15 protein-coding genes are annotated in these 12,431 nt (G+C 62.8%); 7 read left to right on the top strand and 8 right to left on the bottom strand.

What is annotated here, in order from left to right:
• Nucleotides 1–11 precede the first annotated feature (11 nt).
• The gene (gene phoB / locus CK228_RS11890; RefSeq protein ID WP_006328038.1) at nt 12–701 is read left to right on the top strand and encodes a phosphate regulon transcriptional regulator PhoB; all 690 of its coding nucleotides are present in this window, start codon (nt 12–14) and stop codon (nt 699–701) included.
• Nucleotides 702–789: 88 nt separating this feature from the next.
• Here phoB and CK228_RS11885 read toward each other — a convergent pair whose 3' ends face one another.
• Together CK228_RS11885 and CK228_RS11880 are read right to left on the bottom strand one after the other, a co-directional pair.
• Nucleotides 790–1,053, bottom strand: coding sequence for a hypothetical protein (locus CK228_RS11885; RefSeq protein ID WP_095772151.1), 264 nt, complete (start codon nt 1,051–1,053; stop codon nt 790–792).
• Between the two features lie 89 nt (nt 1,054–1,142).
• Nucleotides 1,143–2,387 carry an ROK family protein gene (locus CK228_RS11880; RefSeq protein ID WP_095772152.1) on the bottom strand — a complete coding sequence of 415 codons (1,245 nt, stop codon included), beginning with the start codon at nt 2,385–2,387 and terminating at the stop codon, nt 1,143–1,145.
• Between the two features lie 273 nt (nt 2,388–2,660).
• Here CK228_RS11880 and xylF point away from each other — a divergent pair, with 273 nt between their 5' ends.
• The 4 genes from xylF to CK228_RS11860 all read left to right on the top strand — a co-directional run bounded on the left by xylF (nt 2,661) and on the right by CK228_RS11860 (nt 7,794).
• Nucleotides 2,661–3,701 (top strand): D-xylose ABC transporter substrate-binding protein, encoded by a 1,041-nt coding sequence (gene xylF / locus CK228_RS11875; protein ID WP_019861602.1) that lies wholly within the window; start codon nt 2,661–2,663, stop codon nt 3,699–3,701.
• A 144-nt stretch (nt 3,702–3,845) separates the two neighbouring features.
• Nucleotides 3,846–5,177, top strand: a complete 1,332-nt coding sequence (locus tag CK228_RS11870; RefSeq protein ID WP_095787972.1) for a sugar ABC transporter permease — start codon at nt 3,846–3,848, stop codon at nt 5,175–5,177.
• A 13-nt stretch (nt 5,178–5,190) separates the two neighbouring features.
• A complete protein-coding gene (locus CK228_RS11865) occupies nt 5,191–6,003 on the top strand; it encodes an ATP-binding cassette domain-containing protein (protein WP_095787971.1) in 813 nt (270 codons plus the stop codon).
• Nucleotides 6,004–6,153: 150 nt separating this feature from the next.
• Nucleotides 6,154–7,794, top strand: coding sequence for a CHASE domain-containing protein (locus CK228_RS11860; RefSeq protein WP_095772155.1), 1,641 nt, complete (start codon nt 6,154–6,156; stop codon nt 7,792–7,794).
• 98 nt (nt 7,795–7,892) lie between these two features.
• Here CK228_RS11860 and CK228_RS11855 read toward each other — a convergent pair whose 3' ends face one another.
• The 6 genes from CK228_RS11855 to CK228_RS11830 form a co-directional block, all read right to left on the bottom strand.
• Entirely contained in the window at nt 7,893–8,138 is a 246-nt protein-coding gene (locus CK228_RS11855; protein ID WP_095772156.1) for a YMGG-like glycine zipper-containing protein, read from the bottom strand.
• 82 nt (nt 8,139–8,220) lie between these two features.
• Nucleotides 8,221–8,547 (bottom strand): hypothetical protein, encoded by a 327-nt coding sequence (locus CK228_RS11850; RefSeq protein ID WP_095787970.1) that lies wholly within the window; start codon nt 8,545–8,547, stop codon nt 8,221–8,223.
• A gap of 131 nt (nt 8,548–8,678) precedes the next feature.
• On the bottom strand, nt 8,679–8,852 hold the full coding sequence (locus tag CK228_RS35245) for a hypothetical protein (RefSeq protein WP_179295874.1): 174 nt from the start codon (nt 8,850–8,852) through the stop codon (nt 8,679–8,681).
• Nucleotides 8,853–8,964: 112 nt separating this feature from the next.
• Nucleotides 8,965–9,999, bottom strand: coding sequence for a sensor histidine kinase (locus CK228_RS11840; protein ID WP_095787969.1), 1,035 nt, complete (start codon nt 9,997–9,999; stop codon nt 8,965–8,967).
• Nucleotides 10,000–10,188: 189 nt separating this feature from the next.
• Nucleotides 10,189–10,353 (bottom strand): DUF1328 domain-containing protein, encoded by a 165-nt coding sequence (locus CK228_RS11835; RefSeq protein WP_010911886.1) that lies wholly within the window; start codon nt 10,351–10,353, stop codon nt 10,189–10,191.
• A gap of 299 nt (nt 10,354–10,652) precedes the next feature.
• Complete coding sequence (locus CK228_RS11830) at nt 10,653–11,447, bottom strand: response regulator (RefSeq protein WP_064990804.1); 795 nt, start codon at nt 11,445–11,447, stop codon at nt 10,653–10,655.
• Nucleotides 11,448–11,661: 214 nt separating this feature from the next.
• Between CK228_RS11830 and CK228_RS11825 the strand changes: the two genes are divergently transcribed.
• Complete coding sequence (locus CK228_RS11825) at nt 11,662–11,865, top strand: NepR family anti-sigma factor (RefSeq protein ID WP_010911884.1); 204 nt, start codon at nt 11,662–11,664, stop codon at nt 11,863–11,865.
• Nucleotides 11,866–11,868: 3 nt separating this feature from the next.
• Entirely contained in the window at nt 11,869–12,420 is a 552-nt protein-coding gene (locus tag CK228_RS11820; RefSeq protein WP_095772158.1) for an RNA polymerase sigma factor, read from the top strand.
• Nucleotides 12,421–12,431: the final 11 nt, after the last annotated feature.

Here is a 12,431-nt window from a genome sequence, read left to right as displayed (position 1 = left end):
GTACCCAATCGATGATCGCACCACGCATCATGGTGGTGGAGGATGAGGAGCCGCTCGGCGTGCTCCTCCGCTACAATCTGGAATCGGAGGGTTACCAGGTCGAGGTGGTGACACGCGGCGACGAAGCCGAAATCCGCCTGCAGGAGAACGTGCCCGACCTGCTCGTGCTCGACTGGATGGTGCCGGCGGTATCCGGCATCGAGCTCTGCCGGCGACTGCGAATGCGGCCAGAGACCGAGCGGCTGCCGATCATCATGCTGACCGCGCGGGGCGAGGAAAGCGACCGTGTACGCGGGCTTTCCACCGGCGCCGACGACTATCTGGTCAAGCCGTTCTCGACGCCGGAATTCATGGCCCGCATCAAGGCGCTGCTGCGCCGCGCCAAGCCGGAAGTGCTGTCCAGCGTGCTCAAGGTCGGCGATATCGTGCTCGACCGTGAATCGCACCGGGTCTACCGCAAGAAGAGCGAGATCCGGCTCGGGCCGACCGAATTCCGCCTACTCGAATTCATGATGCGCCATCCCGGCCGCGTGTTCTCGCGCAGCCAGCTGCTCGACAATGTCTGGGGCGAGACGATCTACATCGACGAGCGTACCGTGGACGTGCATGTCGGCCGGCTGCGCAAGGCGGTCAACAATGGTCGCATGCCGGATGTCATCCGTACCATTCGTGGGGCGGGCTACGCGATCCGGGAAGACTAGAGCTTGCCTCATCCCGATAAAATCGGGATGAGGCTCCAAGATCGAAACTCCAATCAGCAGGTCGTCGCCAATGCCGTGAAGAGGGTGATCAGCGGACTTCGACTTCTCCCAACAGATGTTGCCGCCTCATCTCCTCTTCGACCCATACAGCAACGCGCTGGAGCTTTGAATGTTTGATGTCTCGAATGATCAGCTGCGTAGTGGCCGCGTCGACCTCGCCGATAATAATTTCGCCCCAGCCGTTGGTTCGCAGGAAGCGGTAGACGTCCTCGCCGAAGTTGCGAACACGATGGACGAGGCCGTAAAACTCGGCCTGATCTATGTTGAAGTTGATCACCAACGAACGGGACATCAGCAGATCATACAGGCAGACACATTGCCAATTGATGTCGCAACGGGCCGAACGCGGTCGTTCAGAATGATCGAGTTTCGCCCTGACCGTCAGGCAACGTTCTTTCCGGCACCCGTTCTTGCCTGCACGCCCGGCGCGAAAATCTCCTGGTCGACGAAGGTCAGCGCGCGCATGGCGCAACCTTCGCGAATCAGCGGCAGTTCGTTCGGTTCGGTGTCGAACGAGATCGATTCCGAGTGCTGGCCACCGGCGGTCTGGGCGATCGCCTCGCGCAATGCCGGCTCGATGAGATCGAAGGCGGCGGCGCTGACGCCGACCATGGCAACGGGCGCCGGATCGATCAGCGCGAACAGGCTGCCGAGGCCGTAACCCAGCGCCTCGCCGGCCTTGCGATAGGCTTCGCGCTCGGGTCCGTCCCGTTCCCGTGCCGTCGCGGCCAGCGCCCGCATCTGCGCGTCGCTGACATCGGCCACCGGCTCGGTGTCCTCGCCGAGCTGCCTGGCATTGCGCCAGATGGCGTAATTGCCTGCATAGGCCTCGACACAGCCGCGCCGCCCGCAGCGGCAGAGCGCGCCGCCGGGCCGATGGATCATGTGGCCGAACTCGCCGCCCGAGGAATGGGTGCCGGTGAACAGCTCGCCCTTCAGCACCAGCCCCATGCCGATGCCGTGCGAAAGCAGGATGGCGATGAAGTCGTCGCGGTAGCGCTCGGGGTCGCGCCTGCGCAGCGCCACCGCCATCATGTTGCAGTCGTTTTCCATGGTGGCGGGGATGCCGAACTCGGCTTCGAGTATGTCGGCGAAGGCGATGTCGGTCTGCGGCGTGATCGGCGACCACAGCATCGCCCGGGCCTCGGTATCGGTGATGCCCTGGATCGCCAGCGCGATGCGGGCGACGCTGCGCACGTCAATGTCGGGATCCTCGAGGCGCCGCCTTACGATGGCCACGCATTCGCCGATCAGCGCCTCGCGCGACATGGTCAGCGTGTCCAGCCGGCGCTGTTCTTCCGATATCACCTGGCCGGCATAGTCGATGACTGCGACCGACAGGAAATTCAGCGACAGCACCACGGTCATCACAGCCGCGGCCTCCGGAGTGAGGCCGAGGCCGACCTGCGGCCTGCCGCGTTTCAGCGCGCCGGCCTCGCTCGGCTTGCCCTCGGCCAGGATGCCTTCGCCGATCAGGTCTGAGGAAATCGCCGATATGGTCGAATGGCTGAGGCCGGTGGTCGCGGCGATCTCGGTGCGTGAGGGCCGGCCAGCCTGGCGCACGGCCGCGATCACCATCGCGCGGTTGCGCCGGCGCAGATCGTCGTGGCGGATTCCGACCGACATGTTTTTTCACATCCTCCCGGTCGCCGCGGTTCTTCCGGCCTCCCTCGAACGCTGCCGGCGACACGGTCAAATACTGGCAGAAGCGGCCGGTGCTGTCATTTATTTATTGCGAAGCTCGAAAAAAATTCAGAGGGACATCAAAATCCATCAGAATCGTTGTTGACAGCGTTCCGGTGTTGGATCAGTGTTTTTTCGGGGCTCGAAAAAATAGGGCCTCTGTGCCGGCCTTAGGGCCAGTTTGGTCGCGCCATACGCGGCGCAGGGAGGAATATCATGAAGAGATTCACGGCCGCCATCCTGGCGGGTGTCGCCATGTCGCTGACGCTTGCGTCGGTCGCGCAGGCGAAAGACAAGGTCATCGGCGTTTCGTGGTCCAACTTCCAGGAAGAGCGCTGGAAGACCGACGAGGCCGCCATGAAGAAGGCGATCGAGGCCGCCGGCGACAAGTACATTTCCGCCGACGCGCAGTCCAATCCCGGCAAGCAGCTTACCGATGTCGAGAGCCTGATCTCGCAGGGCGCCAATTCGCTGATCATCCTGGCCCAGGATGCCTCGGCCATCGGCCCGGCCGTGCAGAAGGCGCTGGACGAAGGCATTCCGGTCGTCGGCTATGACCGCCTGATCGAGAACAAGGACGTCTTCTACCTGACCTTCGACAACAAGGAAGTCGGTCGTTTGCAGGCCAGCGCGGTGTTCAAGGCCAAGCCGGAAGGCAACTATGTCTTCATCAAGGGGTCGGGCGCCGATCCGAATGCCGACTTCCTGTTCGCAGGCTCGATGGAAGTGCTCAAGGCCGCCATCGACAGCGGCAAGATCAAGAATGTCGGCGAGGCCTATACCGACGGCTGGCTGCCTGCCAACGCCCAGAAGAACATGGAGCAGTTCCTGACCGCCAACGACAACAAGGTCGACGCGGTCGTCGCGGCCAATGACGGCACCGCCGGCGGCGTCGTCGCGGCGCTGACGGCGCAGGGGCTTGCCGGCACCGTGCCGGTCTCGGGGCAGGACGGCGACCATGCCGCGCTGAACCGTATCGCGCTCGGCACCCAGACCGTGTCGGTGTGGAAGGACGCGCGCGAACTCGGCAAGAACGCCGCCGAGATCGCCTCGCAGCTGGCCGACGGCAAGAAGATGACCGATATCGCCGGTGTGAAGGACTTCACGACGCCTGGCGGCAACACCGTCAAGTCGCTGTTCCTGACCCCGGTCGCCATCACCAAGGACAATCTCAACGTCGTCATCGATGCCGGCTGGATCAAGAAGGACGAAGTCTGCGCGGGCGTTGCCGCCGGCAGCGTCGCCGCCTGCAACTAAACGGCGCAATACCGTTCGATATCGACGCCGCGGCCCAAAAGCCGCGGCGTTTCTCAAGGGGCTTCCCGCTTCAAATGACCGCGGAAAGCAAATAGCATCCATGTTCGGTACCCGCGCCAGACGGTAAACCGGTGGGAGGACAGCATGACCGACACGACCTCTAATCAACCGGTCGGCAGCACGGCAGCGGACAGGGCGCGTGCATCCGAACTCAGCGCCGTCGGACGGTTCCTCAAGGCTACCGAGCTCGATACGCGCATGCTCGGCATGATCGGCGCGCTGCTGGTCATCTGGGTCGGCATCCACATATTGTCGGGCGGGCTTTTCCTGACGCCGCGCAATCTGTGGAACCTGTCGGTGCAGACCTCGTCGGTCGCGATCATGGCGACAGGCATGGTGCTGGTTATCGTCATGCGCAACATCGACCTCTCGGTCGGATCCGTCGAAGGCGTGATCGGCATGATCATGGGCGTGGCGCAGGCCGAATTCCTGATCCGCGTCGTCGGTTTCCAGCTTGGAAACCCCTGGCTCTGGATCATCGCGCTGGCGGCCGGCGTGGCGCTTGGTCTCCTGATCGGCGCGTTCCAGGGCTTCATCATCGCCTATATGGAGGTCCCGGCCTTCATCGTGACGCTGGGCGGCCTGCTGGTCTGGCGCGGCATGGCATGGCTGATCACCAGCGGGCGCACGGTCGCGCCGCTCGACACGACCTTCCAGCTGATGGGCGGCGGACCACGCGGCTCGATCGGCGCCACCGCCAGCTGGATCGTCGGTGTCGTCGCCTGTGTGGCGGTCGCCTTCATGCTGCTCAACGGCAGGTCGCAGCGCAAGCGGTTCCACTTTCCGCTGCGCCCCGTTTGGGCCGAGACCTTGCTTGGCGTGGTTGCCTGCGCCGCTATCCTTGGCGCCGTCTGGATCGCCAATTCCTATCCATGGCCGATCGGCATCGTGCGCCAGTACGCCCAGCAGAACGGCATTACCGTTCCCGAAGGCGGGCTGTACATCGCGCATGGCATTGCCATACCGGTGCTGATGGCGGTGGCCGTGGGCATCATCATGACCTTCATCACCAAGCGCACGCGTTTCGGCCGTTATGTTTTCGCCATTGGCGGCAATCCGGAGGCGGCCGAACTTGCCGGCATCAACACCCGCTGGGTGACCATGAAGGTGTTCATGATCATGGGCGTGCTGGCCGCGGTCAGCGCGGCGATCTCGTCGGCCCGGCTCAACGCGTCGACCAATGCGCTGGGCACGCTGGACGAGCTTCTGGTCATTGCCGCCGCCGTCATCGGCGGCACCTCGCTCGCCGGCGGCTCCGGCACGGTGATGGGCGCCATGCTGGGCGCGCTTCTGATGCAGTCATTGCAGTCGGGCATGGTGCTGCTCGGCATCGACTCACCGCTGCAGAGCATCGTCGTCGGCGCCGTGCTGGTCATCGCGGTGTGGCTCGACACCGTCTATCGCAAGCGGGTTTAGGGGAGAAACGATCATGGCCGACAAAATCGCTCCCACAACTGCCCCCGCTGGCACGCCGCTGATCGACATGCGCAACATCTCGATCGCCTTTGGCGGCATCCGCGCCGTCGACGATGCTTCGATCGATCTTTTCCCCGGCGAGGTCGTGGCGCTGCTCGGCCATAACGGTGCCGGCAAATCGACGCTGATCAAGATCCTGTCGGGCGCTTACAAGCGCGATGCCGGCCAGATCTTCGTCAATGGCGAGGAGGCTTCGATCTCCAACCCGCGAGACGCCAAGAAATACGGCATCGAGACCATCTACCAGACGCTCGCCTTGGCCGACAATGTCGACGCCGCCGCCAATCTGTTCCTCGGCCGCGAGCTGATGACCGGCTGGGGCACGCTCGACGACGTTGCCATGGAGGCCGAGGCGCGCAAGGTGATGGGCCGGCTCAATCCGCGCTTCCAGCGCTTCAAGGAGCCGGTGATCAAGCTGTCGGGCGGCCAGCGCCAGTCGGTGGCAATCGCGCGCGCGATCTTGTTCAACGCCCGCATCCTGATCATGGACGAGCCGACGGCAGCCCTTGGTCCGCAGGAGACGGCGCAGGTCGGCGAACTGGTCAGGCAGCTCAAATCCGATGGTATCGGCATCTTCCTGATCAGCCACGACATCCACGATGTCTTCGAGCTGGCCGACCGGGTCTGCGTGATGAAGAACGGCCAGGTCGTCGGCACCGCGCGTACCACCGATGTCACCCAGGACGAGGTGCTGGGCATGATCATCCTGGGCAAATGTCCTCCGGGCGCCATCCCCGGGCCGGGTGCGCTGAAGATCGCCGCCTGAGGCCTGCCGACGGCCCGAAATGGGCTGATCGGCATGGCCGGTTGCCGCTCACACGATATGCCAGTGATCGCGATGGCTTGGCCTTGCCATTGTGTTGGCCTGATGACTTGCCCATAAAGGTCCGGTATTGCTCATGGACCGCATCATCCGTTGAAGAAACTCTTTCCAATCGTTGCGTTCATCGCCGTAGCGCTGATCAGCATGACCATGGCGGGGTTCGCCTATTTCGCGACACAGGAAGCCTCCCGCATCAAGTTCGAGGCGGCGGCCGACGACGCCCTCAACCGGATCGAGAGCCGTATCGACCTGCATTTGTCGCTGCTGCGGTCGACACAGGCCCTGTTCGACGCCCGCAATGGGGATATTTCTCAGAGCGAGTTCAAGGCGTTTTTCAACGCGCTGGACATCGACAACAATTTCGCCGGCCTGCGTGGCATCGGATTCCTCAGGCTGGTCAAGACAGGTGACGAGGCGGCGGTCGAACGCGACATCCTGCACGATTTTGGCGCCAGCCATCCGGTCTATCCGGACACGACGCAGCCCTGGCGCGCGCCCATCATGCTCTTCGAGCCGCTGGATCCGTCCAACCAGAGCGGCATCGGCTACGACATGTTCAGCGAAGCGGTGCGGCGCGCGGCGATCGAAAAGGCGATGGCCGACGACCGCCAGCACGCGAGCGGGCTGGTGCAACTGGGCCAGGGCACAGGCGCGAAACAGACCTTCCCCGGCTTCCTGGTTTTCGTGCGGCTCAACGTCGAAACCGCGCCGGAGGTCATCAACGCATCGCGATCCTCGACCGCGGGCTTTCTCTATGCGGCTTTCCGGGCCAGCGACCTGTTCCAGATCGCGCTCAGCCGCGCGCCGCTGCTGCCGGTCAACACCGAGATCTATGACGGCGCGGTGAACGGCGACAATCTCTTGTTCCGGTCGGAGACGCCGCCGGCCTCCGCCTTTGGCGACCGGCTGCTGGTCACCCGCAAGATCACGGTAGCCGGCCGCCCGTGGACTGTACTGTTCCGGCCGACCAGCGCCTTCTCGCAGCCTTCGTCGCGCGCCATCCCGATGATGCTGGGGCTGTTCGGCCTGCTCGCGGCGGGCGCCATCGCGCTGGTGGCGCGCTTTCAGGAGCGCGCCTATGAGGCGGCCTCGCGCCTGCACGAGACGACCGAAAAGAGCCTGCTCGAAAAGGATCTGATGCTGCAGGAGATGAAGCATCGCATCAAGAATTCGATCACCCGGGTGCTGGCGATCGCGCGGCAGACGGCGTCGCGGGCGACCGACGTCAACGAGTTTTCGGCGTCTTTTTCGGCCAGGCTGCAGGCGATGGCAGCCTCCCAGGACATGCTGACGCGCTCGCGCTGGCAGAAGGCCGATCTCGCAGACCTCCTGCGCATCGAGCTTGGCCAGGTGTTCGGCAAGGACCTGCCCGAGGGGTTGTTGTCGGGACCGGAGGTGCTGCTCGACGAGACCACGACGCAGGCGCTTGGCCTGACCTTCCATGAGCTGGCGACCAATGCGCTGAAATATGGCGAAGCCGGCAATTCCGCCAATTCGCTCAGGAGCGACTGGGCGCTCAAGGTCGAGTGGTCGGTGGAAGGGCGCGGGCGGGAGCGGACACTGGTGCTGAACTGGCGGGAGGCCGGGAAGAAAAAAGTCGAGGCGCCGGCCGAGACCGGATTCGGCACCAAGCTGATCGACCTCAACGTCACGCGCGAATTGCGCGGCACGATCAGGCGCGATTTTCAGGCCGACGGTCTGAAGGTGGAAATCAAAATTCCGCTGACAGGCTGAGACGAATATTCAGGGCGATGGCAAACGGCACGCCCATACGTGGAAAATCCGGAGGCCGGCGGACCGGCCTCCGGATCGAAGTTTCGACTGTCGCCGAATCAGTTGCAGCGCGCCGTGTAAATCCGGCCGCGATGATCGCGATACTGGCAATAGCCGTTGCGCAGGTTGCGCACCAGCAGGCCGGAACCGGCACCGACAGCCGCACCGATCAGCGCGCCCTTGCCGCCACCGACCAGACCGCCGACGCCGGCGCCAATCAAGCCGCCGCCAACCACGTCCTGCTCGGTGGTGGTGCAGCCGCTGAGAGCGGCCACCGCAACCATGGCAATAATCATCTTCCGCATTGAGTCACTCCTCACTTGTGTCCACACTTTGGTAAGCTCCAGCAGTCATTTAGCATGAAATGACGGCCTTTGCCGCGCGAATTTATTCTTGGCTAAGATAGTCTTTTTCTGGGCGCACCGCATTCGATGCCATGACAAGGCTGGAAATAGCAAGAGAGGCGTCGAGGCTCCCGTCGGGACGCACCTTCCAGACGACCTGGTCGTAGTCATCCTCAAGTGCTGGATCGACAGCGAGACATCTGGCGACGATGTGCTGCGCCTGCCCCTGCACGTCGCCCATGGCAAACGGTCGTTCGGCAGTGCATTCGTCGGCGGTTTCGAAAATGCTCACCGGCACCTGAAGCTCACGACAATCGGTCATCGAGTTGCTGCAGCCGATGACAAGCAACAATGCAGCGATGTGTTCCATGGCGACATGTCCTCTCGCCACAACAACGGCCCATATCGGCCAAAAGTTCCTGAGCGGGCGGCGTGACATGCGAATAGTGCCCGGCGCTGCAAACGGTTAACAGCGCGCACTGTTGCCAGCAGGGGATTCGGTCAGGTCAGCTGGAACATAGCGATGAGGAGAATTGTCGAGGCTGCCGCCAGGACGATGCCCCACAGCAATGTGTGATGCGGCGTAAGCGGCTCCGCGGACGCTTCGGGATCCTGGAATTCGCCCATCGAAACACGGGCAGCCTGTTCCAGTCTGTTCATGTCGGTGACCGTCAAGCATTCCTCCCATACCGTGCCGCAACCCAGCGGATTGCAGCGGCATCTGGGTAAAACAGCATCCGCCCTTATGGTGAACAGTCGGTTAAGGATCGTTGATTGCGCCGGCCGTTCAGTGCGTCTCGAAATTGCTGTGTGGGACGACAAGACGGTATTCAAGGCGGCCGTCCGCGATGTCGAGCCTTGCGGTTCCGCTCAGGGATGCCGGCACCACCCGCTCCAGCGCGATGCTGCCGAATCGCTTTTGACTCCCCCGGCCGCCATTGGTTCCGATGGCTTCGGCCCATGTCAGCGAGAGTGTAACCTCGCCAGGGGTGATGATGTCGAGATTGGCGGTCACTTCGACGAATCCATCCGGCCGGGAGAGAGCGCCGTAGCTGACCGAGTTTACGGCAAGCTCATGCATCGCCAGGCCGATATGCAGCGCGGCATTGGGATTGAGATAGGGGTTGGCACCCCGGAGGCGAAGGCTGTGCGATGTGTTCGTCCCATAGCGCCCGACCTGGCTCGTCACCAGTTCATGAAGGGCCGCGCCTCGCCAGTTGGAGGATGTCACCAGATCCTGGGAGGAGGAGAGCGACTGCAGCCGGCCGCGAAAGCGCGTGAGGAAGTCGCCGATGCCGTCGGAATAGCGACCGGTCTGCGTCGCGATGCTCTGGATGATCGCCAGCAGGTTCTTCGAGCGATGGCTGACCTCGCGCAGCAGCGTCGTCAGCGTCTGTTCACGCCGCTTCTGCTCGGTCGTCTCGACCATGGTGGTGACGACACCTTGCACGTCGCCGACGTCGCCCCGGTCGGCATCGACCCAAACCTGAAACCAGCGTACGCCGTTTTCGACCGGGACACTGATCTCAAGGCGCTCCGGGTTGCCGGTGGCGACCACGTCGCGCTTGGCGGTGCTGATGCGGTCGGCCTGCGCTATCGGCAGGATGCCATTGCCGTCGGAGCTGTCCGAAATCCAGGGCGCGCGCATATTGCGGGCCCAGACGGTTTTCATGTCGCGGTCCTGATAGAGGACGGAAATGCCGGCATTGTGTAGCGCGTGGAGAAGCGCCCGGCCAAGCTGCATGCCACTTTCGGCCGGATGCATGGCGATGACTTCGTCGCTCCGTGCGCCTTCCGTCTTATCTTCACTCCTGGAACGCATCGGCCGATCTGTCCACTCAACTCACGCTGAACGGCTCACTATGAAATGGGTTCCCAAATGAAGTTTCCGAGAAACCATCCCCCTAAAAACGGTCCGCCGGACGGTCTCCTTTGAAGGATACCGCCCGGCGGTGGCTGGAAACCGTTTGAGGGGTGCGGCTTCCAGTGTTCGCTCGGAGAAGCGTTCGCCTCACGCCCGTCTGAACAGGCCGGCCAGGAGCGAAATGACCAAGAAGGCGAGAAAGATGAAGAACAATATCTGCGCTATGCCGGCGGATGTACCGGCGATGCCGCCGAAACCAAGCGCGCCGGCGATAATCGCCACAACGAGAAATACGAGCGCCCAGTAAAGCATGGTTCATCTCCTTCCGAATGCTGCATGGAAAACGTGGGTGGGTGCGGTTTGTTCCACCCTTTGCCGAAAAAGGCGATGCTTGCAAACCGTTAGAGCAATTCCAGGAAAAATGTGAGCGCTTTCCCTTGGGAATTGCGCCAAAACAACAACTTAGAGCAGCTCGCCGTTTCCGTGAAACCGGTGAACCGCTCGAGGCAAAGCGCCGCGAAATTCGCGACGGATGGGTCCGGTTTGCCAAAAAGGCCGCCCGACGCATCGCATCGGGCGGCCTTTGGGTTGGCTTCCCGGCTGGAAGCGACCTATGCGGCGGCCTTCGCCTGACGGTCGAAGAACAGCGCCTGGCTGATCAGTGCCTTGACCATGTCGGGATTGAACGGCTTGGTCACCAGGAAGGCCGGTTCGGGGCGCTCGCCGGTCAGGAGGCGTTCGGGAAAGGCAGTGATGAAGATCACCGGCACAGAGGTTGACGACAGGATCTCGTTGACCGCCTCGATGCCCGAACTGCCGTCGGCGAGCTGGATGTCGGCCAGCACCATTTTCGGCCGCGTCTTGCCGAACATCGTCACCGCTTCGGCGTGCGTGCGCGCGGTTCCAACGACACGATGACCGAGGCTCTCGACCATCTCCTCTATGTCCATGGCGATCAGCGGTTCGTCCTCGATGATGAGCACATCGGTCGCCACCTGGCGGGAAATCTCGTTGCTTGCCTGGGCAAGCAACTCGGAGAATTGCTGGTCGCCGACGTCAAGGATCTCGGCTGCCTCGTCCTCGCTGAAACCCTCAACGGCAACCAGCAGGAAGGCCTGGCGCGGAAGGGGCGCGATGGCGTTGAGATTGGCGGCGGCGCGCTGTTCCCACGCCGATTGGGCCTGCTCCTGCGGCACGCGGATGGCGACGGACGTGAAGAGTTTTGCGAAGACCTTGTAAAGAGCGATACGGTCGCTCGATGCTTCGGGGAAGATGTCGACATCGGCGATGATGGCCTCAAGCATCGCAGCGACCAGCGCGTCGCCGCTCTCTTGCGATCCCGAGACGGCGCGCGAGAAGCGGCGCAGGAACGGCAGGTGCGGTGCGATGGTGGCGGATAAACTCATGATAAGACGTCTCCCTCAGTATGACGCGATTGCCCGAAATGCAGGCCAAGCTGCAAGCCCCACCAGTACAACGCGGGCTTTCTCAAAAAGTTCCGGCCGGTATGGAACGAAAAGCCGGGAACGGCGTTTGGGGTCGGGATGGGCAACCAGACGAGGGTGCCGCTTGTGTTGAGTTTGAGTATGGGCGGCCTAGTGCTGGGAATATAAGGGCGAAATGAAGGATATGACGAAAGATATTTTGGCTGGCGCCGAGGGCAGGCGCCGGAACGGTGTCGGCGACCCGCTCGGGCCCAACTCCGAAATCGGACGCAAACTCAAACAATATTATGACGAGCTGGTCTCCGACGATGTGCCGGATCGCTTTGCCCAGTTGCTCAGCCAGCTGGAACAAGCCGAACCCGCACAGAAGAAGGACTGAGGCATGGCAGCGGTCTCCCAAGGCTTCAAGACCGATCTGCTTGGGGCAATCCCGAGCTTGCGGGCCTTTGCCGTGTCGCTGACGCAGAATGCGGACAAGGCCGACGACCTCGTTCAGGAAACGCTGGTCAAGGCCTGGGACAAGCATGAGAGCTTCCAGCCCGGCACCAACCTCAAGGCATGGCTTTTCACCATCCTGCGCAATGAATTCTATTCGCAGATGCGCAAACGCGGCCGCGAAGTGCAGGACAGCGACGGCATCATGACGGCCAGGCTCGCGGTGCATCCGGCCCAGCACGGCCAACTCGATCTCAAGGATTTTCGCAGCGCTCTGGAGCAGTTGCCGGAGGACCAGCGCGAGGCCATCATTCTCATTGGCGCATCCGGCTTTTCCTATGAGGAGGCCGCTGAAATCTGCGGTTGCGCGGTCGGAACGATCAAGAGCCGGGTCAGCAGGGCGCGCACGCGCCTGCAGGAGATTCTCAAGATTTCCGGCGAGGACGAATACGGTCCCGATGCGATCTCGGCCCAGGTCACGGGGACTGCGGCGCATTGAGGTGGATCCGG

Origin of the sequence: Mesorhizobium sp. WSM4312 (genome assembly GCF_002294875.1) — a bacterium.
Taxonomy (GTDB): domain Bacteria; phylum Pseudomonadota; class Alphaproteobacteria; order Rhizobiales; family Rhizobiaceae; genus Mesorhizobium.
This window is presented reverse-complemented; position numbering and strand designations above follow the sequence as displayed.